This is a genomic window from Streptomyces sp. NPDC037290, assembly GCF_055603245.1.
Genome location: NZ_JBVJVZ010000008.1, coordinates 107,676 through 130,425 on the forward strand (window position 1 = coordinate 107,676; position 22,750 = coordinate 130,425).

General features: G+C 73.6%; 27 protein-coding genes. 14 read left to right on the top strand and 13 right to left on the bottom strand.

Translation table 11 applies throughout. The features are described from left to right. Positions 1–7: 7 nt before the first annotated feature. Complete coding sequence (locus tag ACZ7HQ_RS26685) at positions 8–949, bottom strand: AraC family transcriptional regulator (protein ID WP_470994688.1); 942 nt, start codon at positions 947–949, stop codon at positions 8–10. Between the two features lie 81 nt (positions 950–1,030). Between ACZ7HQ_RS26685 and ACZ7HQ_RS26690 the strand changes: the two genes are divergently transcribed. Then, positions 1,031–1,861, top strand: coding sequence for an NAD(P)H-binding protein (locus tag ACZ7HQ_RS26690; protein WP_470994690.1), 831 nt, complete (start codon positions 1,031–1,033; stop codon positions 1,859–1,861). A gap of 20 nt (positions 1,862–1,881) precedes the next feature. Here the strand turns inward: ACZ7HQ_RS26690 and ACZ7HQ_RS26695 are convergent, their stop codons facing one another. Further along, a complete protein-coding gene (locus ACZ7HQ_RS26695) occupies positions 1,882–3,024 on the bottom strand; it encodes an FUSC family protein (RefSeq protein WP_470994693.1) in 1,143 nt (380 codons plus the stop codon). Between the two features lie 170 nt (positions 3,025–3,194). After that, on the bottom strand, positions 3,195–4,355 hold the full coding sequence (locus tag ACZ7HQ_RS26700) for an FAD-dependent monooxygenase (RefSeq protein WP_470994696.1): 1,161 nt from the start codon (positions 4,353–4,355) through the stop codon (positions 3,195–3,197). A 131-nt stretch (positions 4,356–4,486) separates the two neighbouring features. Between ACZ7HQ_RS26700 and ACZ7HQ_RS26705 the strand changes: the two genes are divergently transcribed. Beyond that, positions 4,487–5,044 carry a TetR/AcrR family transcriptional regulator gene (locus ACZ7HQ_RS26705; protein ID WP_470994699.1) on the top strand — a complete coding sequence of 186 codons (558 nt, stop codon included), beginning with the start codon at positions 4,487–4,489 and terminating at the stop codon, positions 5,042–5,044. Between the two features lie 60 nt (positions 5,045–5,104). Here the strand turns inward: ACZ7HQ_RS26705 and ACZ7HQ_RS26710 are convergent, their stop codons facing one another. Beyond that, positions 5,105–6,274: an AI-2E family transporter gene (locus tag ACZ7HQ_RS26710; RefSeq protein WP_470994702.1), complete on the bottom strand. Its 1,170-nt coding sequence runs from the start codon at positions 6,272–6,274 to the stop codon at positions 5,105–5,107. 255 nt (positions 6,275–6,529) lie between these two features. On the opposite strand from ACZ7HQ_RS26710, the gene ACZ7HQ_RS26715 reads away from it, so the two are divergent. Continuing rightward, positions 6,530–6,679 carry a hypothetical protein gene (locus ACZ7HQ_RS26715; RefSeq protein WP_470994705.1) on the top strand — a complete coding sequence of 50 codons (150 nt, stop codon included), beginning with the start codon at positions 6,530–6,532 and terminating at the stop codon, positions 6,677–6,679. A 15-nt stretch (positions 6,680–6,694) separates the two neighbouring features. On the opposite strand, the gene ACZ7HQ_RS26720 is transcribed toward ACZ7HQ_RS26715, so the two are convergent. Both ACZ7HQ_RS26720 and ACZ7HQ_RS26725 read right to left on the bottom strand, forming a co-directional pair. Then, positions 6,695–7,063, bottom strand: a complete 369-nt coding sequence (locus tag ACZ7HQ_RS26720) for an ANTAR domain-containing protein (RefSeq protein WP_470994708.1) — start codon at positions 7,061–7,063, stop codon at positions 6,695–6,697. Between the two features lie 150 nt (positions 7,064–7,213). Then, complete coding sequence (locus ACZ7HQ_RS26725; protein WP_470994711.1) at positions 7,214–7,666, bottom strand: DUF2267 domain-containing protein; 453 nt, start codon at positions 7,664–7,666, stop codon at positions 7,214–7,216. A gap of 239 nt (positions 7,667–7,905) precedes the next feature. Here ACZ7HQ_RS26725 and ACZ7HQ_RS26730 point away from each other — a divergent pair, with 239 nt between their 5' ends. Further along, on the top strand, positions 7,906–8,643 hold the full coding sequence (locus tag ACZ7HQ_RS26730) for an MgtC/SapB family protein (protein WP_470994714.1): 738 nt from the start codon (positions 7,906–7,908) through the stop codon (positions 8,641–8,643). Between the two features lie 60 nt (positions 8,644–8,703). On the opposite strand, the gene ACZ7HQ_RS26735 is transcribed toward ACZ7HQ_RS26730, so the two are convergent. Continuing rightward, entirely contained in the window at positions 8,704–9,204 is a 501-nt protein-coding gene (locus ACZ7HQ_RS26735; RefSeq protein WP_470994717.1) for a DUF1360 domain-containing protein, read from the bottom strand. Between the two features lie 267 nt (positions 9,205–9,471). On the opposite strand from ACZ7HQ_RS26735, the gene ACZ7HQ_RS26740 reads away from it, so the two are divergent. From ACZ7HQ_RS26740 to hypE, 10 genes are all read left to right on the top strand, one after another. Then, positions 9,472–10,002: a hypothetical protein gene (locus ACZ7HQ_RS26740; RefSeq protein ID WP_470995305.1), complete on the top strand. Its 531-nt coding sequence runs from the start codon at positions 9,472–9,474 to the stop codon at positions 10,000–10,002. 191 nt (positions 10,003–10,193) lie between these two features. Next, complete coding sequence (locus tag ACZ7HQ_RS26745) at positions 10,194–10,541, top strand: hypothetical protein (RefSeq protein ID WP_470994720.1); 348 nt, start codon at positions 10,194–10,196, stop codon at positions 10,539–10,541. 52 nt (positions 10,542–10,593) lie between these two features. Next, on the top strand, positions 10,594–10,962 hold the full coding sequence (locus tag ACZ7HQ_RS26750; RefSeq protein WP_470994723.1) for a hypothetical protein: 369 nt from the start codon (positions 10,594–10,596) through the stop codon (positions 10,960–10,962). 66 nt (positions 10,963–11,028) lie between these two features. Next, the gene (locus tag ACZ7HQ_RS26755) at positions 11,029–12,738 is read left to right on the top strand and encodes a hydrogenase maturation protein (protein WP_470994726.1); all 1,710 of its coding nucleotides are present in this window, start codon (positions 11,029–11,031) and stop codon (positions 12,736–12,738) included. Beyond that, positions 12,735–13,301 (top strand): hydrogenase maturation protease, encoded by a 567-nt coding sequence (locus tag ACZ7HQ_RS26760; protein ID WP_470994729.1) that lies wholly within the window; start codon positions 12,735–12,737, stop codon positions 13,299–13,301. The genes ACZ7HQ_RS26755 and ACZ7HQ_RS26760 overlap by 4 nt, the downstream gene beginning before the upstream one ends. 73 nt (positions 13,302–13,374) lie before the next feature. Next, positions 13,375–14,097 (top strand): hydrogenase nickel incorporation protein HypB, encoded by a 723-nt coding sequence (hypB, locus tag ACZ7HQ_RS26765; RefSeq protein WP_470994732.1) that lies wholly within the window; start codon positions 13,375–13,377, stop codon positions 14,095–14,097. Then, positions 14,094–16,442, top strand: a complete 2,349-nt coding sequence (gene hypF, locus ACZ7HQ_RS26770; protein WP_470994735.1) for a carbamoyltransferase HypF — start codon at positions 14,094–14,096, stop codon at positions 16,440–16,442. Before hypB ends, hypF begins: the two co-directional genes overlap by 4 nt. Before the next feature lie 3 nt (positions 16,443–16,445). Further along, entirely contained in the window at positions 16,446–16,736 is a 291-nt protein-coding gene (locus tag ACZ7HQ_RS26775) for a HypC/HybG/HupF family hydrogenase formation chaperone (protein WP_031161264.1), read from the top strand. After that, on the top strand, positions 16,733–17,887 hold the full coding sequence (hypD, locus tag ACZ7HQ_RS26780) for a hydrogenase formation protein HypD (RefSeq protein WP_470994739.1): 1,155 nt from the start codon (positions 16,733–16,735) through the stop codon (positions 17,885–17,887). Before ACZ7HQ_RS26775 ends, hypD begins: the two co-directional genes overlap by 4 nt. Further along, positions 17,880–18,953, top strand: a complete 1,074-nt coding sequence (gene hypE / locus ACZ7HQ_RS26785) for a hydrogenase expression/formation protein HypE (RefSeq protein WP_470994742.1) — start codon at positions 17,880–17,882, stop codon at positions 18,951–18,953. The genes hypD and hypE overlap by 8 nt, the downstream gene beginning before the upstream one ends. A 14-nt stretch (positions 18,954–18,967) precedes the next feature. Here hypE and hypA read toward each other — a convergent pair whose 3' ends face one another. From hypA to ACZ7HQ_RS26815, 6 genes are read right to left on the bottom strand one after another with little or no spacing between them, the layout of a single operon-like run. Beyond that, on the bottom strand, positions 18,968–19,324 hold the full coding sequence (gene hypA, locus ACZ7HQ_RS26790; RefSeq protein WP_470994745.1) for a hydrogenase maturation nickel metallochaperone HypA: 357 nt from the start codon (positions 19,322–19,324) through the stop codon (positions 18,968–18,970). A gap of 7 nt (positions 19,325–19,331) precedes the next feature. Next, the gene (locus ACZ7HQ_RS26795; protein WP_470994748.1) at positions 19,332–19,520 is read right to left on the bottom strand and encodes a hypothetical protein; all 189 of its coding nucleotides are present in this window, start codon (positions 19,518–19,520) and stop codon (positions 19,332–19,334) included. A gap of 20 nt (positions 19,521–19,540) precedes the next feature. After that, on the bottom strand, positions 19,541–19,747 hold the full coding sequence (locus ACZ7HQ_RS26800) for a hypothetical protein (RefSeq protein WP_055704988.1): 207 nt from the start codon (positions 19,745–19,747) through the stop codon (positions 19,541–19,543). A gap of 20 nt (positions 19,748–19,767) precedes the next feature. Beyond that, positions 19,768–20,358 (bottom strand): DUF5947 family protein, encoded by a 591-nt coding sequence (locus ACZ7HQ_RS26805; RefSeq protein ID WP_470994752.1) that lies wholly within the window; start codon positions 20,356–20,358, stop codon positions 19,768–19,770. Further along, positions 20,355–20,915 carry a NifU family protein gene (locus tag ACZ7HQ_RS26810; protein WP_470994755.1) on the bottom strand — a complete coding sequence of 187 codons (561 nt, stop codon included), beginning with the start codon at positions 20,913–20,915 and terminating at the stop codon, positions 20,355–20,357. The genes ACZ7HQ_RS26805 and ACZ7HQ_RS26810 overlap by 4 nt, the downstream gene beginning before the upstream one ends. Next, on the bottom strand, positions 20,908–22,701 hold the full coding sequence (locus tag ACZ7HQ_RS26815; protein WP_470994758.1) for a nickel-dependent hydrogenase large subunit: 1,794 nt from the start codon (positions 22,699–22,701) through the stop codon (positions 20,908–20,910). The genes ACZ7HQ_RS26810 and ACZ7HQ_RS26815 overlap by 8 nt, the downstream gene beginning before the upstream one ends. Between the last annotated feature and the right edge of the window lie 49 nt (positions 22,702–22,750).

Consider the following 22,750-nt stretch of genomic DNA (forward strand, 5'->3'; position numbering starts at 1 on the left):
GCCCGGATCAGGGTGTCCGACGGCGCCAGGTGGAGGGACTGACCCCCCGGGTGCGCTTGAAGGCCACGCTGAAGGCGAAGGGGTCTTCGTACCCGACCTCACGGGCGACGGAGGCGACGCTCGTCTCGGTGTCCCGGAGCAGGTCCGCCGCCACGGTCATCCGCCAGCCGGTGAGATAGGTGAGCGGGGGTTCGCCCACCAGTGCCGTGAAGCGGGCTGCGAACGCCGCTCGTGACATGCCGACCCGGGTGGCCAGTTCCGCGACCGTCCACCGGTGGGCAGGGTCCTCGTGCAGCAGGCGTACCGCCTCGCCGGTCGCCGTGTCGGCCAGCGCCCGGTACCAGGTGGGCGCCGTCTCCGCTCCGGCGCACCAGGTCCGCAACGCCAGCACGAGCAGGAGGTCCAGCAGCCGGCCGAGCACGGCGTCCTGACCGGGTTCGTCGTGGCCGGCCTCGGTGGCGAGCAGGTCCAGTGCCGCCCGGGTCGCCGGTCCGGCGGGTACGACCGCCAGCGGCGGCAGCATGCCGAGCAGGCGCTCACCGACGGAGCCGCGGAGGTCGTAGGCGCCGCGGAGCATGACCGTGGCCCCGGGGCGGCCGTCGCCGTACGTGCGGGGCGCCAGGTTCCGCCGTGTGTCCCGGGCCTTTGCCGACCCGTCGACGACGTGTTTCCTGCGCCCGTGGATCACGACCTGAGGCGGGGTGCGGGGGTCGTCGGCGATCGTGTACCGGGCGGGGCGGGTGACGAGGGCGATGTCGCCCGTGGTGAGACGCACCGATGAGCTGCCCGCGTCGTCGAACCGCACCGACGCATGACCGAAGAGCGTGGTCACGACCGTGAGCGGCGGCGGATCGGTGAACGTCAGCGACCACGGAGGCCGCTGGATCAGTTGCCTGACCGACGCGTTCCCGGCCCGGGCCCGGTGCAGCAGATCGCTGAGGACGTCCATGCCGACACGCTAGACGCTCACAAAGGAAAGGGCGACGATCTCCCATGGATCGTCCAGCGGTCCTCGGGTTGTCTGGACGGCATGAAGACCATCCTTGTCCTCGGCGGCACCGGCAAGACCGGCAGCCGCGTCGCCCGGCGCCTCCACGACGCCGGCCTGCCGGTCCGCACGGCGTCCCGCACCGGCGGCGACGCCCGTTTCGATCTGGACGACCCGGCGACCTGGGCGCCCGCGCTCGACGGGGTCACCGCCGCCTACCTCGTGGAACCCAGCCTGTCGGCGAGCACGGATCACCAGGCGCGCATCCCCCGGTTGGTGACCGAGGCGGTCACCGCGGGCGTACGCCGCCTGGTGCTGTTGTCCGCGCCCCGCGCCCACGAGGACGGCCATCCCCTGCATGCCGCCGAGCAGGCCGTGCGCGGCTCCGGCGTCGACTGGACCCTCCTGCGGCCACAGTGGTTCGCGCAGAACTTCAGCGAGGGCCCCTGGCGTCCCGGGATCCTCGCCGGAACGCTGGCCCTGCCCACCGGTGACGGAGGAACGCCGTTCGTCGACGCCGAGGACATCGCCGAGGTCGCCGTGGCGGCGCTGACGGAGGACCGCCACAGCGGCCGGGTGTACGACCTGACCGGTCCACGGCCGATCAGCTTCGGCGAAGCGGTCGGCCTCATCGCCCGGGCCACCGGCCGTACGATCCGTCACGTCGACGTCGAGCCGGACGTCTTCGTCGAGCGACAGGTCGCTGCCGGCGTCTCACCCGACGTCGCCCGATTGCTCACCGCACTCCTGGTGGCCATAGGCGACGGCTCGGGCGCCACGCTGTCCGACGGCGTGGAACGGGCACTCGGCCGGCCCCCGAGGGCTTTCGAGACCTTCGTCGCCGAGGCCGCAGCCGCGGGCCACTGGAACTGAGGTCCCCACGACTCCACCCGTCAGCTGCCCGTCACGGCCAGCTGACGGGTCAGCCGGTGCGCCTGGGCGAGCAGCGCGCCGTACATGGCGACCTCGTCCGGGTCGTCCGCCGTGGAGCGGACGAGGTCCCGGCGCAGCTCGTCCAGGGTCTCCCGCAGCCTCTCGACGGCCGTGCGCAGCTCGCCGTCGCACGCGTCGTCGTCGAACCGGCTGTGGCTGTAGAGCCGCAGCGCGTGCGCGGTGCGGCACAGGAACTCGGCGTAGCTGCGGGCGAGTTCGGGGCGTGGCCGGGGGGTCGCCCGGTCCTCGGTGGCGGCCTCCAGCACCGTGCGGGTCACGCCCGCCGTGTGCACGGCCGCGTAGTCCAGCACCACGATGGCGTCGTCGAATCCCTTGCCGGGCGGCGGCACGGCACGCGGGCGCCGGCGGCGTAGATTGCCGCGCAGGCTCTCCCGGCTCCACTCGAGCGCCGAGCGGGCCTGCTCCACGAGCCGGTGCAGTCGCAGGGCCCGCTCGTGCCAGGCGCCGGCCTCCTCGGCGTCCCAGCCTCCCTCGGCCAGCCCTTCCGCCACGGCCCGCAGGATGTCGTGGGCCTCCTCGGTCGCGTCCTTGAGCACGGCCCGGCTGTCCCGCAGATACAGCGGGGGCCGGAGCAGGGCGTTGACCGCGATGCCGACCACGGCTCCGAACAGGGCCTCGGCGAGCCGGGCCGCGGAGGTGGCGACGGTGACGGATCCGTTGGTCAGGACGAACAGGGCGCCGGTGGCGGCGTAGATCCCCTGGCTGCCGAGGCGCCGCCACTGGCCGAGCAGCAGCGCGAGGGGCAGCACGACGGCCATCGCGGCCACCGTGTCGTGCAGGGGCAGCGCGACCGCCGTGGCGACGATCGTGCCGGCCGCGATCGCCGCGAGCTGCTGCAGCCCGTGCGCGATCGAGCGGTACACGGTCGACTCCACCAGGACCACCGCCACCCACGGCGCGACGAACGCCACCGGTGCGTGCAGCCACCAGCCCGCCACCGCCCAGGCCAGCCACGCGGCCAGGGCCGCCTTCATCGCCTGGACGGCCAGATCCCGCTCCCGGCAGGGCCCCGCCCAGGCCCGCGCCACACCACGCGCCGCGGCCGTCATCTCACGCCACAGCGCCTGCCACCTCACTCGCATGCCATGCACGGCGCCCGGGTGCCACCCGGGCACCGCTCCATGCCGGGCGCTCACATCGCGGACAAGGGGACCGTCGCGAAGGAAGGGAAAGGTCGAGAGGGAAGGGAAAGGACGAGAGGGAAGGGAACGGAAGGGACGCGTGGCGAGCTTGGCCGGCTGCGGCCGGCGGGTCAGACCAGGGTGGGCGGAGTCCAGTCGGCGTGCCGCAGGATCGCGCGCGTCGTCACCCGGGACGGGGCGAGCCGCAGCGCGGTGTTGCGCAGGGCGACGGCCGCCGGATGGGACAGCCGCTGACCCATCCGGCCCGCCTGGCGGGCGGCGCGGGCGACGGCCTGGGAACGCGGGCGGCGCTCGGCATCGTAACGGGCCAGCGCCGAGGAGACCGAGGGCGCTCCGGCGAGCGCGGCGGCCAGCGTGACCGCGTCCTCCAGCGCCTGGCAGGCGCCCTGGCCGAGATTCGGTGTCATGGCGTGCGCCGCGTCGCCGAGGAGTGCCACCCGGCCCGCGACGAAGGACCGCAGGGGCGTGGCCAGCTCGTGGATGTCGTGGTGGAGCACGTCCTGCGGGCGGGTCGCGTCCAGGAGCGCGGGGATCGGATCGTGCCAGCCGCCGAAGCGCCGGCGCAGCATGCCGAGCGGGTCGGCGTGGCGGACACCGGCCGGGGCGGTGAGCACCGCGTGCCACTCGGCCCGGCCGTCGGCGAAGGCGATGTGCCCGAACTCCGCACCCCCGCCCCAGGTCAGCTCGAAGTCGACGCCCAGCTCCAGCGGCCGGTCGGTGACGGCCCGCAGCACCGTCGAGCCGCCGTAGACCGGGCCGGGATGGCCGGGGAACAGCAGTCCGCGCAGCCGGCTGCCCACCCCGTCGGCCGCGACGACCAGGTCGGCGTCCAGCATGCCGTCCCCGGCCGGTACCCCCACCCGGTCGGCGGCCGACCGGTCGAGTGCGGGAACGGTGACGCCGGTGTGCAGGCACCCGGCCGGCAGGGCGGCGCGCAGCAGGCGATGCAGGACCGCGCGCCGGATGCCGACGATCGGTGTGCCCAGCGCGCGTTCGAGGACGGCGCCGTCCATCCGCGCCAGCCGGCGGCCGTCCGGGGTGCGGGTGCCCCCGGTGTACTGCGGTCGGGCCGCCGCCCGCACGGCGGCTCCGACGCCGAGCGCGTCCAGGGCACGCAGCCCGTTGGCGTGCAGCGAGATGCCCGCCCCCGCGTCGGCCGGCGTGGCGGCGCGCTCCAGCACCTGCACGTCCCAGCCGATCCGGTGCAGACCGATCGCCGCCGCCAGCCCGCCTATGCCGCCCCCGACCACCACTGCCGTACCGCCGCCCATGCCGGTCCCCCTTCGACCTCGGTGCCTTTGCCCATCCGGATACGACACAGATGCGCCGTCTTCTACAGCTGTAGAAGGAACCCTACAGGCGGGTGCACTACAGGTGTAGAAGCGGGGTGTAGAAAGAGCAGGTGGCAACAGATCGACGTACTCTCCTCGCCGACGCGGCCATCGGTGTACTCGCCGACGCCGGTATGCGGGGGTTGACGCACCGCGCCGTGGACCGCGCGGCGCAGCTGCCCGACGGCACCACGTCCGCCTACTTCCGCACCCGTCAGGCCCTGCTCACCGCACTGGTGCGGCGGCTGGTGGAACTCGACCAGGCCGAGCTGGAGGAGAGGGGAGCCAGGGTGCCGGTGCTGCGGACCGCCGATGAACTGGTCGCCGGGATCGTGGAGTTCACCGGCGTGCGGCTCACCGGGGACGGCCGTACGCGCTCGCTGGCGCGTCATGCCTGCGCCGTCGAGAGCGCGCGTCATCCCGAGCTGCGCGAGATCCTGGTGCCGCGCGAGAACCTGGCGCGCCAGATGGTGTGCGACTTCCTCGCCGCCCAGGGTGTGGCGGATCCGGAGGGGCGCACCGTGACGCTGCTGACCTGCGTGGACGGCCTGGTCTTCGACCGGCTGGTGAACGGCGGAAGCGTGGCGGAGGAGGAGGTCCGTGGGCTCGTGACCGCGGCTCTGCGCTGAGCGGTGCCGGACGGCCACCCGAAAGCAGTTCCCCCGCAGGGGACGCCGGCCGTCGGCCCGTCACGGCGGCACCGCGCGCAGGGCACGCAGCACCGCCCAGACGACCGACACCAGGGGCACGGCCACCACGGCACCGATCACCCCCGCGATGATGCTGCCGGCGATCACCGACACCGCGACGACGAGCGGATGCAGCCGCACCGCCCAGCTCATCACCAGCGGATGCAGCACGTGCCCCTCCAGTTGGCCGATGACGACGATCAGCGCCAGCACCGCGAGCGCCGTGATCGGCCCGCGCCCGGCCAGCGCGACGACCGTGGCGACGGCGAGCGCGACCGGTGAGCCCACCAGCGGCACGAACGCGGCGAAGAACTCCAGCAGCGTCAGCGGCAGTGCGAGCGGCACCCTCAGGACGAGCAGCGCGACACCGACGAGCACCGCATTGGTGGCGGCCACGATGATGATGCCGCGCGTGTACCCGGCGAAGGCCCGCCAGGCCGCGTACCCCGCCCGGTCCCACGCCGGTCGGGCGCCGACCGGCAGCAACTGGTCGCGGATCCAGCCCCACAGGCGCTCACCGGAGTGAATGAAGAACACCGAGGCGAACAGCGCCAGCGCGACCCCGGTGACCAGCTCGACCACCCGGCCCAGCCCGCTGACGGCGCGACTGAGCAGGCTGGACCGGTGCGCGGCGAGGTATCCCGTCACCTGGTTCTCCAGCGCGGACAGCCGGCCCGGACTCAGCCGGAACGGCGGCCTGCGCAACCACTCCTCGATGCGGTGCACCCCGCCCCTGAACTCACCCGCCAGCCGGGCCGACTCGCCCGCCACGGCGTTGCCCACCAGGGCGAGCAGGCCCAGCAGGAGCAGCACACTGCCCACCAGTGCCACCGCGACGGCCAGCGGCCGCGGCATGATCCGGCTGAGCAGGTCCGTCAGGGGGCGCAGGACGGAGGTCACCACCAGGGCGAGGAAGAGGGCGACCGCGATGAGCTGGAAGCTGCCGAGGATGCTGAAGACGCCGTAGACGACGATGCCGACGAGGATGAGCCGCCAGGCGTAGGCCGCCCCGATCCGCAGCCATGGCACCGTCCGCTCCGCCACCGGCACCGGCTCGGAGCGCGGGACGGCCGGGAGCCGCACGGAGTACGCCGGCCGGCTGCCCAGCACACGCGTCCCGCGGCGCCGGCCGCCCGGTCCGGCCACCTGTCGGCGCGCATCGCCCACCACCGATTACGACTCCTCTCCGTCACCCGCGATGACGGTCGGTCACTTGTCAGCACCGTAAGCGCAGGCCGTGGGCGGGGCGCGCGGAGTGCGCCCGCCGGCGGTGTCCACCGGACGGCGGCGTTTCGGCGCGCCGCGAGCCCGTCCAGGCACGGGCAGAGGGCGATACAGGGCGATACAGGACCTTCACAACCGCGGCGGGTGGGCCGGATCAGGCGGGGCACCCGGGAGATGCCGCCGGCAGAGAGGGATCCGCCAGTGATCACCATCGCCGTACTGCTGCTGCCCGTCCTCAGCATCCTGCTGTACGGGCTCGATCAGGTGGAGGACCGCTGGGTCCTCCGGCCTCCGGTCTCCCGTCGGAGCAGGCACCGCCGACTCCGGCGTGTGAAGGCGGAGCGTCACTGACCGGCGGACAAGCCGTCACCCGTCCGTCGTCGGGGCCTCTTCCAGGCCGGCGCACCGGCGGTAGCGCACGATGGCTCTTCCGAGCTCGACCCGCTCGGGCTCGGGGAGAGGGCCGCCCTGGGCGTAATCCAGGATGTGCTCGGCGACCGTCCGCAGCTTGGTGTTGGTGCGCTGGGAGACGTCCCGCAGCGCCCGCCAGGCCTCTTCCGGCGCGATCCGCCCGAGCACGACCACCGCTCCGATGGCCTGGTCGATCACCGCGTGCGAGGACATGGCACGCCGTAGCTGCTCGTTCTCGGTCATCAGCCGTTCGTACTCGGCTGCCAGATCGGTGGAGGAGAGCAGGACCAGCGGCTGGTGCCGCGAGAGGGCGAAGAAGGCCATGAAGCACCTTTGCGGGGTGGGGGGCGTCACTGCTACGCCTGCCCTCGGGGGGCGCCGGCACACACATTGAACCAGCGACGCGGCGCACCGTCGCGGTGCACGGGCCGTGCCGTACGGCGCGCACCCGCGCGCACCCCGGCCCCCTCGGTGTCACCCCGCCCGGCCGACCCGGCCGGTGTTCTGGGGAACCTCGGTCGCCCGGCCCACCGGCAGCAGGTCACGGATGTCCGCCGGCAGGGCGCCGGCCATCCGCTCGGTCAGCTCCGGGGCGAGCGCGGCGTCGAGCACCTCCATGACGGCGGCGGCCTCCCGCAGCGCCGTGTCCTCGTCGGTGCCCGCCCGGTCCGCGATGCGTCCGGCGAAGACGGTCAGCCCGAACCGCTCGCCCGCCGCACCGGAGTCGGAGGCGGCCGAGGCGTCCGCCGCCTCCCGCATCGCCGCCGCCATGTCGGGCGGCAGTTGGGCCGCCACGTGCCGGGCGAGTCCGGACGGCAGCCGCTCCGACAACGTGCTCACGACAGCGTGCGCGGCCCGTTCGGCCGAACCCCGGTCCGGCAGCTGGGCCAGCGCCTGCACCTTGCCGATCATCTCGTCGTGCCGCATGAGGCCGGTTCCTTCCTCACGAAGTCCTGACGGTGTGGTACGTCCCTCGCCGCGCCGGAGAGGCGCGAGCCTCGGCCCGGCCGCGTACCCGGTCACGCCCGAGTACCCGGTTGCCCCCGCCGCGCACGCCCGTCGCAGCCGGTACCCCGCCCCGGTGAGTCATGGTCCCGTCGCGGGGTAGGCGTCGGCAGCGGACCATCGAACGACCGGACATCGGCGCAACGAGATGCGAGGTGTGCATGACGGGAGCGGGGCTCGCGGCACCGTTGTGGGACGTGCACAACGGCCAGGGGCTGCGGCAGTTGGCCGAGCTGGGGCTGGCGCTGGTGCTGTCCAGCCTGATCGGCTGGGAGCGGGCGGCCCAGCAGAAGAGCGCCGGACTGCGCACGCACACACTGGTCGGCATCGCGAGCGCGCTGATGATGGAGGTGTCCCAGCACGGGTTCACGGCGGTGCTCGGGCTGGAGAACGTCTCCTTCGACCCGTCCCGCGTCGCGGCGCAGATCGTGTCCGGCATCGGCTTCATCGGCGGCGGCCTGATCTTCGTACGACGGGACGCCGTACGGGGTCTGACGACGGCCGCCACCATCTGGCTGACCTGCGCGGTCGGCATGGCCTGCGGCGGGGGACTGCCCGTACTCGCGCTGGCGGTGACCGCCCTGCACTTCCTGGTGGTGCGGGGTTATCCGCTCGTCACGTCCCGTCTGATCCCCGGCACGGCCGCCGCCGCGTTCGAGGCCCGCCTGACCTACCGGACCGGGGCGGCCCTGCTGCCCCGCCTGATGGAGACCTGTACGCGACGCGGCTTCCGGATCGTGCAGGTCAAGGTCGAACGGCTGCCCGGCCGCGCGGACGACGCGGCCCGGGTGCTGCTCGAGCTGGAGGGCACGGGGGACTCGTCGGGGCTGGCGTCGGAGCTGTTCCACGACGAGGGGGTGCTCGACGTCGAGGTGAGCGCGACGGCGGACGACGAATAGCCGGTACCTCCGCACGGGCCGGGCACGGCGTGCGGCGTGGCGGCTCCCGCCCCGGCCCGCTCAGTCCCCTTCCGCCTGCTCCGCCTGCTGCGTCCACGTCCACGCGTACTGGAGCCAGTCCGCGACCGTCAGCGCGCCGAGGCCCCCGCAGACCAGGCGGGTGAACCGGGGCGCCGCCGCGTACGAGCAGACCAGGGCCCCGGCGGCCCATGCGGAGACGCAGAACGGGCAGGACAGCAGGTCGCCGACGGCCCGCTGGAGCCCGTGGCCCCGCGGTTCGTCGATGACCTCGTTCGCCTCGCCCTCGTCGGTACGGCGGGTGAACGGCGCCCGCAGGAAACTCGTGATCCTGTCCCTGGCCAGCAGCCTGGACGCTTTGTAGGTCCCGGCCCCCAGCAGCGCGACGTCCCACGGCGGCAGCTCCTGCGGCAGCCGGACACCCCGGCGCCGGGCCAGCACCGCGAAGGTGCCGGCGCCGGCCGTGAAGACCGAGGCGAGGACGGCGTACCCGGCGAGGGGCACGTCGCCCGGGTCGGCGTACCGCACGGCGTCCGTCGTCATGAGACCTCCCATACCTCCCGGGGCGCGTGTCCAGCCCGGCAGCGGGCCCGCCTCGAGTTCCCCGGGCCGGGTCCGTGACACGCGCTCCACCGGGAGCCGGGCAGGCGGGGCGGCGGTGGGAGGGGTGCCGGGCGGTACGGGGAAGGGCGCGCGGGTGTGCGCGATGCCACATATGACCTGGTTCGCAACCCCTCCCTGCCGTGCCCGGTGCAGGACTACCGTTGCGTCGAGCTCCTGTTCCCCCATCGCATCTCGGACGGCCCGGCTGTGCTCACTGATCTGTCCCCCCTCATCGCCTCGACGGCGCGCTGGCTGACGGTCGCCTATCCGCCCAGTGGCGGCGCGCTGGCCTCCGCCCTGTGCGAGGCGCAGGCCCGGCAGGCGGTGACCGTCGCCGCGTGGCTGCGCTACCCGACCGAGATCGACGCGGCCCTGGTCACGATGGCGGGTCCCGGCGGCGCCGCGCGTCTCGACTGGATCACCGGTACGGAGCGGGCCGGCGAGGACGGTCCGGTGGCCGACTGGGCCTGGCTGACCTGGGTGGACGAGGTCGTCGCCAGCTGGGCGGCCGGCCTGCTCACCGATCCCGGGCTGGCCGGACAGGCCGTCGCCGCCCTCGCCGACGGTGAGCACACCTCGGGCACACCGGGGGAGTTCCGGCGGCTGCTCGCGCCCGACGAGGGTGACCGCCGCGCCGCCGCGCTGCTGCGCCATCCCGACCTCCTCGCCCCCGTGGCCGAGCTGCACCTCGACCAACTCCTGGACCGGCTCGACCCGGGCCGCGCCCTCGCCGCCTGACCGCCTAACGACCGCACAGCCCTGGCCTGTCCGGCCGGACCCTTTCCCGCCCTGCCGAATCCACCCGACCCGCCCGCCCAGCCGGTCCACCCCCCCGTGTCGGTGAACCCCCGCCGGGGTACTGCGGAGCTGATCCGTGGGTCGTTCGTCGGCGGCGGGCGGCCCCGAGTGGCGGCAGGCAGGAGAAGGCGATGCGCGCGCGAGGTGACGAGACACCGGCGGCCGGCGGCGTCGGGGACGCGGCGGCCCGGTCGGCCCGGAGCACCGGCGAACTGGGCCACAAGGAGATCGACGCCGTCCGGGACGAGCTCATGACCGCGCTGAAGCGGCTGCTCGGCGGAGCCGGGGCCGCCCCGTGCGGCGTGCGAGCCACGTCGGCGGGACACACGGCGCTCGTGCTCGCCCCGTCGGCCGCACACCCAGCCCTGCTGCGAGCCCCCTGCTCAGGCCTGCCGGGCCGGGCGTGCGGCGCGGAGACGGTGGGCCCGGACATGGTGGCGCCGAATCGGATCCGGGCCGTGGCCCGGGCCGCCGCGTGAGCGGCCGGCGGACGGCGAGCCGGTTGCGTCGGCCGAGGGGGAATACCCGGTCATGACCTTCAAGAATCCCGTGCACCGCGGCGGCGAGCACCGCGGCCGGTTCGAGCAGTTCGCGGAGTACGCGTCCAACTTCACCAGCTCCCCGGTGTTCTTCCTCTTCTGCCTGCTCCTCGTCGGCTTCTTCGCCGCCGCACACCTCGCGCACCTGCGGATCGAACTCCTGCTGCTCGCGGGCGAGTCCATGACCGCGGTCACGCTGCTGCTCCTGGCACTGCTGAAGAACGCCGAGATGCGCGCCGAGCACGCCATCCAGCGCAAGCTCGACGCGATCGCCGGGGCCCTGCTGGAGGCCCACTCCGACGACCGCAGCCAGGCCTTCGAGGACCTGCGCAACGCGATCCGTATGGAGGAAGAGACCTGACAGAGGCGGACAAAACCGCGCGGCGGTTCTTCACGGCGACCCGGACGGCGACGACCATGCCGTGTCATGGACATCTTGCTCGTCGCCAGCGCGTTCAACAGCCTCTCCCAGCGCGTCTACGCCGAACTGTCGGACCTCGGGCACCGCGTCGACGTCGTCCTCGCCGCACAGGGCGCCGACCCGGTCCGGGCGGCCGTGCGCGAGCTGCGGCCGGAGCTGGTCATCGCGCCGATGCTCAGGACGGCCCTGCCCGAGGAGGTGTGGCGGGAACACACCTGCCTGATCGTGCATCCCGGCCCGCCCGGTGACCGTGGCCCGTCCTCGCTGGACTGGGCCATCGAGGGGGAGGCGGCGCAGTGGGGGGTGACGGTCCTGCAGGCCGAGGCGGCGATGGACGCGGGCGCGATCTGGGCGGCGCAGCCGTTCCCGGTGGCGCCCGTCGGCAAGAGCGACCTGTACCGCAACGAGGCCTCCGACGCCGCCGTCACCGCCGTCCTGACCGCCGTACGGCGCTACGCCGAAGGCTCCTACAAGCCCCAGCCGCAGACCGACGACTCGATCAGCGTGGTCTGGCGCGACGCCTACCGGCAGGAACGGCGCCGCATCGACTGGGAACGGGACGGCACCGAAACGGTCCTGCGCAAACTCCGCGGCGCCGACTCGCAGCCGGGCGTCCTGGACGAGTTGCTCGGCCGTGAGGTGTTCCTGCACGGCGGCCACCCCGAGGACCAACTGCGCGGCCGCCCCGGCGAACTCCTTGCCCGGCGGGCCGGCGCCGTCTGCCGGGCCACCCGCGACGGCGCCGTCTGGATCCCCGAGCTGCGCCCCCGCAAGAACTCCGGTGACCCCGCGCCCTTCCGCCGCCCCGCCGCCGCCGTGCTCGCCGCGTGGGAGCCCTCCCTCGAGCTTCCGGAGGCCGCCGCCCCACTGGAACTGCCGCCCGGCCGGACCACCTACACCGACATCCGCTACCGGCAGCGCGACGACGTGGGTCTCCTCGGCTTCTCCTTCCCCGGCGGCGCCATGAGCACCGACCACTGCCGCCGTCTGCGCGCCGCCTACGCGTACGCGCTCTCCCGGCCCACCCGCGTCCTCGTGCTCGGCGGTGCACGCGACTTCTTCTCCAACGGCATCCACCTGAACGTCATCGAGGCGGCCCCCGACCCGGCCCGGGAGTCGTGGACCAACCTGTGCGCCATGGACGACCTCGTCGAGGCCGTGCTGCGCACCACCGACCGGCTCGTCGTGGCCGCGCTCGCCGGCAACGCGGCGGCCGGCGGTGCCATGCTCGCGCTCGCCGCCGACGAGGTGTGGTGCCGCACCGGCGCCGTCCTCAACCCGCACTACCGGCGCATGGGCCTGTACGGCTCGGAGCTGTGGACGTACACCCTGCCGCGCCGCGCCGGTGCGGAGCAGGCCCGCCGGCTGACCACCGAGGCCCTTCCGGTCAGCGCCGCGTCCGCCGAGCGGCTCGGGCTGGTGGACCGGCTCGTACCGGCCACCCCGGGCGGCTTCCCGGCCGAGATCGAGCGGCTGGCGGCCGAACTCGCCACGGACCCCGGTCTGGACGAGCGGATCGCCGCCAAGGCCGCCGCCCGTGCCGCCGACGAACGCGAGCGCCCCCTCGCGGAGTACCGCGAGGCAGAACTGTCCCGCATGCACGCGATCTTCTTCGACCCGCAGGCCTCGTACCACGCCCTGCGCTCGGCCTTCGTGCGCAAGACACCGTCCGGCTCCCCCCGGCCGCTCGCCGCGCCCACCGGAGACGTCCGTTGACGGCGCGCCTGCTGGTGGCGGGCGTCGGCAACATCTTCCTCGCCGACGACGCCTTCGGCCCAGAGGTGATCCGCGCCCTCGGCGAGCGCCCGTTGCCGCCCGAGGTGCGGGTGCACGACTACGGCATCCGCGGTCTGGACCTCGCCTACGCCCTGCTGGACGGCTGCGCCACCGCCGTCCTGGTCGACACCGCGCGGCGCGGCCACCGCCCCGGCACCCTCTCGCTGATCGAGGCCGAACCGCCCGACGGCACCGTCGTGCCCGAGGCTCACGGCATGGACCCGGCAAAAGTGCTGGCCCTGGCCGCGCACCTCGGCGAGGAGCCGCTGCCCCGCGTCCTCGTCCTCGCCTGCGAGCCCGAAGTGCAGCCGTCCGCAGACGAGGACCTGCTCCCGGGCCTCAGCACACCGGTCCGGGAAGCCGTTCCCCGGGCCGTCGACGCGCTGCACACTCTGATCCCCGCCCTGCTCGCCGACCCCGACGCGCCCGCGCCCCCGTTGGGCCGCCCGATGGAATCCGGGCCCCCACGCCCGGCTGCGCTGCCCGGCACGGCGGCCGGCTGAGCGGAAGATCGGTGGAGCCCGGGCCACAGGGACGCGGCCCGGGCTCCACCGCCGTATCCGAGGAGCAGCGCCCATGTGCCGGTCCGACGTCAAGCAGGCAGTCCTGGCGAAGAACGACGACCTGGCCGCGGATCTGCGCGGCGATCTCGCCCGGCAGGGCGTGACGGTCGTCAACCTGCTGTCCAGCCCCGGCAGCGGAAAGACCGAACTCCTCGGCCGGGTCCTGGCCCGCGCGGTCGAGCAGGGGGTGCCGGTGGCGGCGCTGACCGCCGATCTGGCCACCGAGAACGACGCGGACCGCCTGGCCCGTTCCGGCGCGCCGGTGCAGCAGCTGCTCACCGACGGACTGTGCCACCTGGAGGCCCGTCAGGTCCGCGCCCGGCTGGACGGCTGGCTGCCCGCGGACACCTCGGTGCTCTTCGTGGAGAACGTCGGCAACCTCGTCTGCCCGGCCGCCTACGACCTCGGAGAGACCCTGCGGGTCGTGCTGATGGCGGTCACCGAGGGCGAGGACAAGCCGCTGAAGTACCCCACCGCCTTCGGCTCCGCCCATCTCGTCGTGATCACCAAGACGGACCTCGCCGAACCGGCCGGCTTCGACGAGACCGCCTTCCGGACCAACGTGCAGCGGGTCAACCCGGGCGTGGAGATCGTACGGTCCTGTGCCCGCACCGGCGCGGGGGTCGGCACCCTCCTGGAGCGCGCCCTCGCCGCCCGGGACGGCGTGCCGCACCGGCCGCCCCTGGCCCCGCAGCCGCACAGCCACCAGCACACCGCCTCCGCTCCCGTCGCATGACCGCCCCCGTCACCGGACCGGTACGCCGCGCCCTCACCGTGCGGGGCACCGTGCAGGGCGTCGGCTTCCGGCCCTACGTGCACCGCCTCGCCGCCGGGCTCGGTCTGGCCGGTTTCGTCGGCAACACCGGGGACGGCGTGCACATCGAGATCGAGGGCCCGGCGCCGGAGGTGGACCGCTTCTGCCTGTTGCTCGCCGAACAGCCGCCGCCGCTCGCCACCGTCACCGCCGTCGAAGACGCCGCCCTGCCCGCGACGGGCGACACCGGCGCCTTCGCCATCCGCTCCACCGAGCGCGCCGGCGGCCGTACCCAGCTCCCACCGGACACCGCCACCTGCGCCGACTGCCTGCGGGAGCTCGCCGATCCCGCCGACCGCCGGCACCGGCACCCGTTCGTCACCTGCACCCACTGCGGCCCGCGCTTCACCATCGCCACCGGGATGCCGTACGACCGCGTGGCCACGACCATGGCCGGCTTCCCGATGTGTCCCTCCTGCGCCCGCGAGTACGGCGACCCCGTCGACCGGCGTTTCCACGCCCAGCCGGTCGCCTGCCCCGACTGCGGTCCGCGGCTCACCCTGGTCCCGGGCGACGGCCTCGGCGTCCGTCCGGCCCGGGACGCGGAGGCGCTGGCGGCGGCGCGGGCGCTGCTGGCCGCCGGGCGGATCGTCGCCGTCAAGGGCCTCGGCGGCTACCACCTGGCCTGCGACGCCACCGACGCCCGGGCCGTGGCCATGCTCCGCGACCGCAAGGAACGCGGCGGCAAGGCCTTCGCCGTGATGTGCGCCGACCTCGCCACCGCCGAGCGGCTCGCGGTCCTCCCGGCCGCCGAACGGGCCGCGCTGACCAGCGCCCGGCGTCCCATCGTCCTGCTCCGCAGGCGCACCCCGGCGGACGGCCTCCGCCTGGCCGACCAGGTCTGCCCGGGCAGTCCGCACATCGGCGTGATGCTTCCCTACACCCCGGTCCACACCCTGCTGTTCGGGCTGCCCGGCGATCCCCCCGGCCCCCGGGCACTGGTCATGACCAGCGGTAACCGCTCCGGCGAGCCCATCGTCACCGACGACGCCGAGGCGCTGACCCGGCTCGCCGGACTGGCCGACGCCTGGCTCGCCCACGACCGGTCCATCGCCTCGCCCTGCGACGACTCCCTGCTACGGGTCCGCCCCGACGGCACCGAACAGGTCCTCAGACGCTCCCGCGGCTACGTCCCCCGCCCCGTGCGGCTCCCGGTGCCGGTGGCGCCCGCCCTCGCGGTCGGAGGCGACCTGAAGAACGTCCTGTGTCTGGGGGAGGGCGACCACGCCTGGTTCGGGCCGCACATCGGCGACATGGGCGAGCTGGCCACCCTGGAGGCCGCCGAGCGCGCCGAGCGGCACCTGGCCAGACTGACCGGGGTCACCCCCTGCCTCGTCGCCGCCGACCGGCACCCCGGCTACCATTCGACCCGCCGCGCCCGCCGTCGCGCCGCCCACCTGCCGGACGGCTCCCTGCGGCTGGTCCAGCACCACCACGCGCACATCGCCTCCGCCCTGGCCGAACACGGCCTGGACGGTACGACCCCGGTGATCGGCGTCGCCTTCGACGGCACCGGGTACGGCGACGACGGCACCGTGTGGGGCGGCGAGGTCCTGCTCGCCGACTACACCGGCTACCGGCGCTTCGCCCACCTCGCACCCGCCCCGCTGCCCGGTGGGGACGCCGGCGTGGCCAACCCGTGCCGGCTGGCGCTGGCCCGGCTGTGGGCGGCGGGCGTGGCCTGGGAGCCGGACCTGCCGAGCGTACAGGCCTGCACGGACGTCGAACGCGCCGTACTGCGGCGGCAGTTGGACCGACAGGCGGCGTGTGTGCCGACGTCCAGCATGGGCCGGCTCTTCGACGCGGTGTCGTCCCTGGCCGGTGTGTGCCACCGGGCGGGATACGAGGCGCAGGCCGCGCTGGAACTGGAGGCGGCGGCGGCCGAGGCCCGGGAGGCGGACGCGGTGGCGTACCCCTTCGGGTTCGCCCGGCAGCGCCACATCGACCCGGCGCCCATGCTGCGCGCGCTCCTGGAGGACCAGCGGCGCGGCACCCCCGCACCGGTCCTCGCCGCCCGCTTCCACCGAGGCGTCGCGGCGGCCGTCGCCGAGATGTGTCAACGCGCCCGCGCCGAGTCGGGCCTGACCACGGTCGCCCTGACGGGAGGTGTCTTCGCCAACGGACTGCTGGAGGAGGAGTGCACCGCACGGCTGACCACGGCCGGCTTCACGGTCCTGAGGCACGGCGAAGTGCCCCCGAACGACGGAGGGCTGGCGCTCGGCCAGCTCATGGTCGCGGGAACAGCGAACCACCACGAGACGGAGTGACCCATGTGTCTGGCAGTGCCCGGCAAGGTCGTGTCCATCGACCATCGTGCCGACCCCCTGACCGGGATGATCGACTTCGGCGGGGTGCGCAAGCAGGCGTGCCTCGAGTACCTGCCCGACGTCCGGGTGGGGGAGTACGTGATCGTCCACGTCGGCTTCGCCCTGCAGCGGCTGGACGAGGCGTCGGCCCGGGCGTCCCTGGAGCTGTTCGAGCAACTGGGGCTGCTGGAAGAGGAGTTCGGGGACGCCTGGGAACAGGCCGCCCGGCAGGAGAGCGGGAGTGAGGCCCGGTGAAGTACATCGACGAGTTCAACGACCCCGGCCTGGCACGCCGGCTGCTGGACGAGATCCACGCGACGGTCACCCGGCCATGGGCGCTGATGGAGGTCTGCGGCGGCCAGACCCACTCCATCATCCGGCACGGCATCGACCAACTCCTGCCGGACAAGGTCGAGCTGATCCACGGGCCCGGCTGCCCGGTGTGCGTCACGCCGCTCGACGTCATCGACAAGGCCCTGGAGATCGCCGCCCGCCCCGGCGTGATCTTCTGCTCCTTCGGGGACATGCTGCGGGTGCCCGGCACCGACCGGGACCTGTTCCGGGTCAAGGGCGAGGGTGGTGACGTACGCGTGGTGTACTCCCCGCTGGACGCGCTCGACCTCGCCCGCAAGCACCCGGACCGCCAGGTCGTGTTCTTCGCCATCGGCTTCGAGACGACCGCCCCCGCCAACGCCATGGCCGTCCACCAGGCCCGCCGCCTCGGTCTGGACAACTTCAGCCTGCTGGTCTCCCACGTCCGGGTCCCACCCGCCATCGAGGCCATCATGACGGCACCGGAATGCCGGGTGCAGGGCTTCCTCGCCGCCGGGCACGTGTGCAGTGTGATGGGCATGGCCGAGTATCCGGAGCTGGCCGACCGGCACCGGGTGCCCGTCGTCGTGACCGGCTTCGAGCCGCTGGACATCCTCGAGGGCGTCCGCCGAGCCGTCCACCAGCTGGAACGCGGGGAGCACCGGGTGGAGAACGCCTACCCGCGTGCCGTACGGGAACAGGGCAACCCGGCCGCCCTGCGCATGCTCGAGGAGGTCTTCGAGGTCACCGACCGCAACTGGCGCGGCATCGGCCTGATCCCCGCCAGCGGCTGGCGGCTGTCCGACGCCTACCGGGCCTACGACGCCGAACACCGCTTCGACGTCGCCGGTATCCGCACCGAGGAACCCGCCGTGTGCCGCGCCGGCGAGGTCCTGCGGGGGCTGATCAAGCCCACCGAGTGCGAGGCGTTCGGCACGAGCTGCACCCCGCGCACCCCCCTCGGCGCCACCATGGTCTCCAGCGAGGGCGCCTGCGCGGCCTACTACCTGTACCGCCGGATGAACAACGCCCCCGCGCCGCGGGGAACCCGCACGCCGCAGGCCCCGCACGAGGAGATGAACCCCGTTGGCTGACCTGGCTACCGAAGCGGCCGTCGACCCCGCGAACTGGACCTGCCCCGCGCCCCTGCGTGACCAGCCGGTGGTCGTCATGGGCCACGGCGGAGGCGGCGCGCTGTCCGCCGAACTGATCGAGCAGGTCTTCGCCCCCGCCTACGGCAACCCCACCCTGGCCGCCCTCACCGACTCCGCCGTCCTCGACCTGGGCGGCGCCCGGCTGGCCTTCTCCACGGACTCCTACGTCGTACGGCCGCTGTTCTTCCCCGGCGGCAGCCTCGGCGACCTCGCCGTCAACGGCACGGTGAACGACCTGGCGATGAGCGGCGCGCGCCCCGCGTACCTGTCCACCGCCTTCGTCCTGGAGGAAGGCGTGGAACTGGACGTCGTCCGCCGCGTCGCGCAGGCGATCGGCGCGGCGGCCGAGGCGGCGGGCGTCATCGTCGCCACCGGCGACACCAAGGTGGTCGAGTCCGGACACGGCGACGGCGTCTACGTCACCACCGCGGGCGTGGGCCTCGTACCGGACGGCGTCGACATCCGGCCGCAGCGCGCCCGGCCGGGCGACGCCGTCATCGTCAGCGGCCCGATCGGGCTGCACGGTGTGGCCATCATGAGTGTGCGCGAGGGCCTGGAGTTCGGCGTCGAGATCGCCTCCGACACCGCGCCCCTGGCGGACCTCGTGGCGGCCATGCTGGCGGTCACGACGGACATCCACGTCCTGCGCGACCCGACCCGGGGCGGCCTCGGCGCGTCCCTGAACGAGATCGCCCGAGCCGCCGGCACCGGCGTCCGCCTGCACGAGCGGGCCATCCCGGTCCCGGAGGAGGTCGCGAACGCCTGCGGCTTCCTCGGCCTGGACCCGCTGTACGTCGCCAACGAGGGCCGGCTCGTCGCGTTCGTACCCGCGCGGCACGCCGAGGCGGTCCTCGCGGCGATGCGGGCGCACCCACAAGGCGGGGGCGCGGCCCTCATCGGCGAGTGCGTGGCGGATCACCCGGGCATGGTCGTCGTCGCGACCGGCCTCGGCGGCACCCGGGTGGTGGATCTGCCGCTCGGGGAGCAGCTGCCCCGGATCTGCTGAGCGGTCCGGCCCCGTCAGGACGGGGCCGGCACCGGTTCGACACCCGTGATCTCCAGCTCCCGGCCACTGCGCAGTTCCTGCGAGGGCCGGTCGCAGCGCGGGCACCAGAAGAACGGCGGCATGCCGACCGCGAACTCCTCGGCACACCCCCCGCACCAGGCCCGCGCGGTCACCTCCTCCACGACCAGGTCCGCCCCGGCGAGCGCCGTGCCGTCGCGAGCCACCTCGAAGGCGAAGTGCAGCGCGTCCGGCACGACACCGGCCAGCTCGCCGACCCGGACGGTCACCGCTGTCACACGGTCCGCCCCGTCCGCGCGGGCGATCTCCTCGGCCTGTTCCACGATCGCGGTCGCGATCGACAGCTCGTGCACGAGGGGCTCACGGGTACCGGCGGTGGGCGCGCAGCCCACCGGTCATCCGGTAGATGCGCAACTCGCGCACGATGCCCGGGAACTCCTTGACGAACAGGACGGCCACGAGGCCGCCGACGAGCGCGGCCTGCGCCCCCAGCAGCCGCCGTCCCGACATCCCCGCTCGCTTGGTCCTTCTTCTCCTGCGGATGTTCATGGCGGTCACTTTCTGCTCTCTCATCCCGGTGAGATGTTCGGCATGTCCTTCACCAGGGCGTCATGCCGCTTCCAGTGGATCCCGGTGGAACGGCGGGCGTCGGAGCTGCCGTCCTTGTGGTGTCCGGTCTGGTGCTTGTAGGGACCCTTGTTGCCCTGGTGAAGTCCGGGCACGTGGGAGGGCGTGTCGGGCTTCGCCTGGGGGCGGCCCACTCGGATGCTGCCCATGTCGGTTCTCCTTCCGGGTCTCACGACCGCTCGGTCAGCTCCCTGAAGAACTGTTCTACGGCCGGCCAGACGCGGCCGCCACCGGACAGGCCCCGCCACTCGCGGCGGACCAGGGCGATCATCCGGTAGCAGTCGTCGACCGGCACGATCCAGTGTTCGTCGAGGCCCCGCACGGTGTTCACCAGCAGCGCCTCCACGTCGGGTACCAGGGACGAGAGCTGCGCAACCGTGCCGGTCAGCCGCCGCCAGGCCGCCGCGTCCACCTCCCAGCGCATGGCCCCGGCCGGGCTCGGCCCCTGCGCGGTGACCGTGCCGTCAGCGTGCGGAACGAAGAACACCAGGCCCACCGGGACGCCCAGCACCGCCGTGTCGACCGGCGCCAGCCGCAGCCGGCGCCGGGGCACCAGCCGGTAGCGGCCCGCCCCGTCGTCGGCGAACAGCACCGAGCAGGGACCGCACACGCACCGCACCTCGGCCGCTTCGGTGTCGTACAGGTGGGCGTGCTCCTCGGCCACGCGCGCGGCGCACAGCTCACAGACCTCGGTCCGGGCCGTCGCCGCGCGGTCGGCCGCGGAGCGGATGACACGGGCGAGCGCCCCGTCCACGCTCACCGGGCCTCCTGCGGCGTGCCCCGGCGCCTGATCGTGGTCAGCGGTACGAACGCCGGTGCCGCCCTGCGCTCCTCCTGCTCCGTCTCCACCGAGGTCAGCTCGGGAGCGACGGCCAGCACGGCCGCCCGGACCGCCTCGGCGATGTCGGCGGACCCGCCGCCGCACCCGGAGCCGCAGCCGCCACCGGAGCCGGCGCTCAGCCGCACCCGCGCCACCTGCCCGTCGATCCCGCCCCACTGGAGGTCACCGCCGCGCTCGCGCACCGCGGGCCGCAGCTTCTCCACCGCGCGGGCGGCCCGGCGCTCCGGGGTCTCCGGGTGGACGTCGTGCAGGACCAGCAGGTGCCCGAGCAGCTCGTCCTCGGCGAGCCGCTCCCGCAGCGGCTCCTCCGCGTGGTCCAGCACCCGGGCGAGGGCCTCGCCGTAGACCTCGGTCAGCAGCCGCACCGCCTCCAGGGCCGGGCCGTGCGTGGCTTCCAGCGTGGCCAGCAGCTCGTCGAGACGGGCCAGGCGCGCCTCCACGGCCGGATCCGCCAGCCGTACGGCGGTGTCAGCCATGGTTCGCCCCGTACGTCGGGGAGTGCACGGTGGACAGCGTCCTGCCCTTGCCCATGTACATGTGGACACCGCACGGCAGACACGGGTCGAAGCTGCGCACGGTGCGCATGATGTCGACGCCCTTGAAGTCGTCCGGGCCGTTCTCCTCGAAGATCGGCTGGCCCTGCACGGCGTCCTCGTACGGGCCCGGGGTGCCGTGGATGTCCCGGGGGCTGGCGTTCCACGGGGTCGGCGGGTACGGGTGGTAGTTGGCGATCTTCTTGTCCCGGATCACCAGGTGGTGGGAGAGGACACCGCGCACCGCCTCGTGGAAGCCGCAGCCGATCGACTCGTCCGGCACCTCGAAGTTCTCGTACACCTTGGTGTCGCCGTTCTTGAGCATCCCCATGGCCTCCTCCAGGAACTGCAGGGCCATGGCGGCGGCGTAGGCGATGAAGTACGGCCGGGCGCGGTCCCGTTCGAGGGTGTTGCTCCACTTCGGGATGCGCCACTCCAGGGTCGTCTCCGGCAGCTTCTCGCCCTTGGGCAGGGTGATGCGGATGCCGCCGTCGACCGTCTTGACGTAGGGCGTGTCGACGATGCCGCTCAGCGCGGTCGACCACAGCCGGGCGAGGGGCCCGCCACCGGTGTCCAGCGCCAGGTGCTCACCGGTCTGGGGGTGGAGCCAGCGCGGGCTCATCACCCAGCTGTAGTTGCCCTCGAAGTCCCGCTTCTGCGGCACCGGGACCGTGGTCTGGTTCCACGGGTGGCGCATGTCGACGGGGTTGCCGAGCGGGTCGTGGGTGACGAACGGGTCCTCGTTCACCCAGTCCTCGTAGAAGGAGCTGCCCAGCATGATGCGCAGCCCGAGGTTGATGTCGATCAGGTTGTTGGTGACCAGCTTGCCGTCCACGATGATGCCGGGGGTGACGTACATCGCCCGGCCCCACTCGTTCATCGTCGCGTAGCGGTAGTCGACGACGTCCGGGTTCTGGAAGGCGCCCCAGCAGCCCAGCAGGATGCGGCGCTTGCCGACCTCCTCGTAGCCCGGCAGGGCCTCGTAGAAGAAGTCGAAGACGTCGTCGTTCATGGCCACCGCCTTCTTGACGAAGTCGATGACGCGCATCAGGCGGCTGAGGTAGTCGGTGAAGGTGTTCGGCTGCGGCATCGTGCCGACGCCGCCCGGGTACAGCGTGGAGGGGTGCACGTGCCGCCCCTCCATCAGGCAGAACATCTCCCGGGTGATCCGGCTGACCTTCAGCGCTTCCTTGTAGACCTCGCCCTCGAAGGGGTTGAAGGCCTTCATGATCTCCGCGATGGTCCGGTAGCCGTGGACGTCGCCGCGGGGTGCGTCGGTGCGCTCGGCGCGGGCCAGGACACCGGGGTTGGTGGCCTTGACCATCGCCTCGCAGAAGTCCACGAAGACCAGGTTGTCCTGGAAGATCGTGTGGTCGAAGATGTACTCCGCCGCCTCACCGAGGTTGGTGATGTGCTCGGCCAGCTTCGGCGGCTTGACGCCGTAGGCCATCTGCTGGGCGTAGTTGGAACAGGTGGTGTGGTTGTCGCCGCAGATGCCGCAGATCCGGGAGGTGATGAACCCGGCGTCGCGCGGGTCCTTGCCCTTCATGAACACCGAGTAGCCGCGGAACAGCGACGAGGTGCTGTGGCACTCCACGACTTCCCGGTTGGCGAAGTCGATCTTCGTGTAAATGCCCAGGTTGCCGATGATCCGGGTGATCGGATCCCAGGACATGTCGACGAGCTGGGCTGGTTTGCGTCCTGTGGACCGGGACTCGGTGGTGGTCATCTGCGGTGCTGCCCTCGCTGTTCGATGTGAGCGGGTCGGTGGCGGGAGG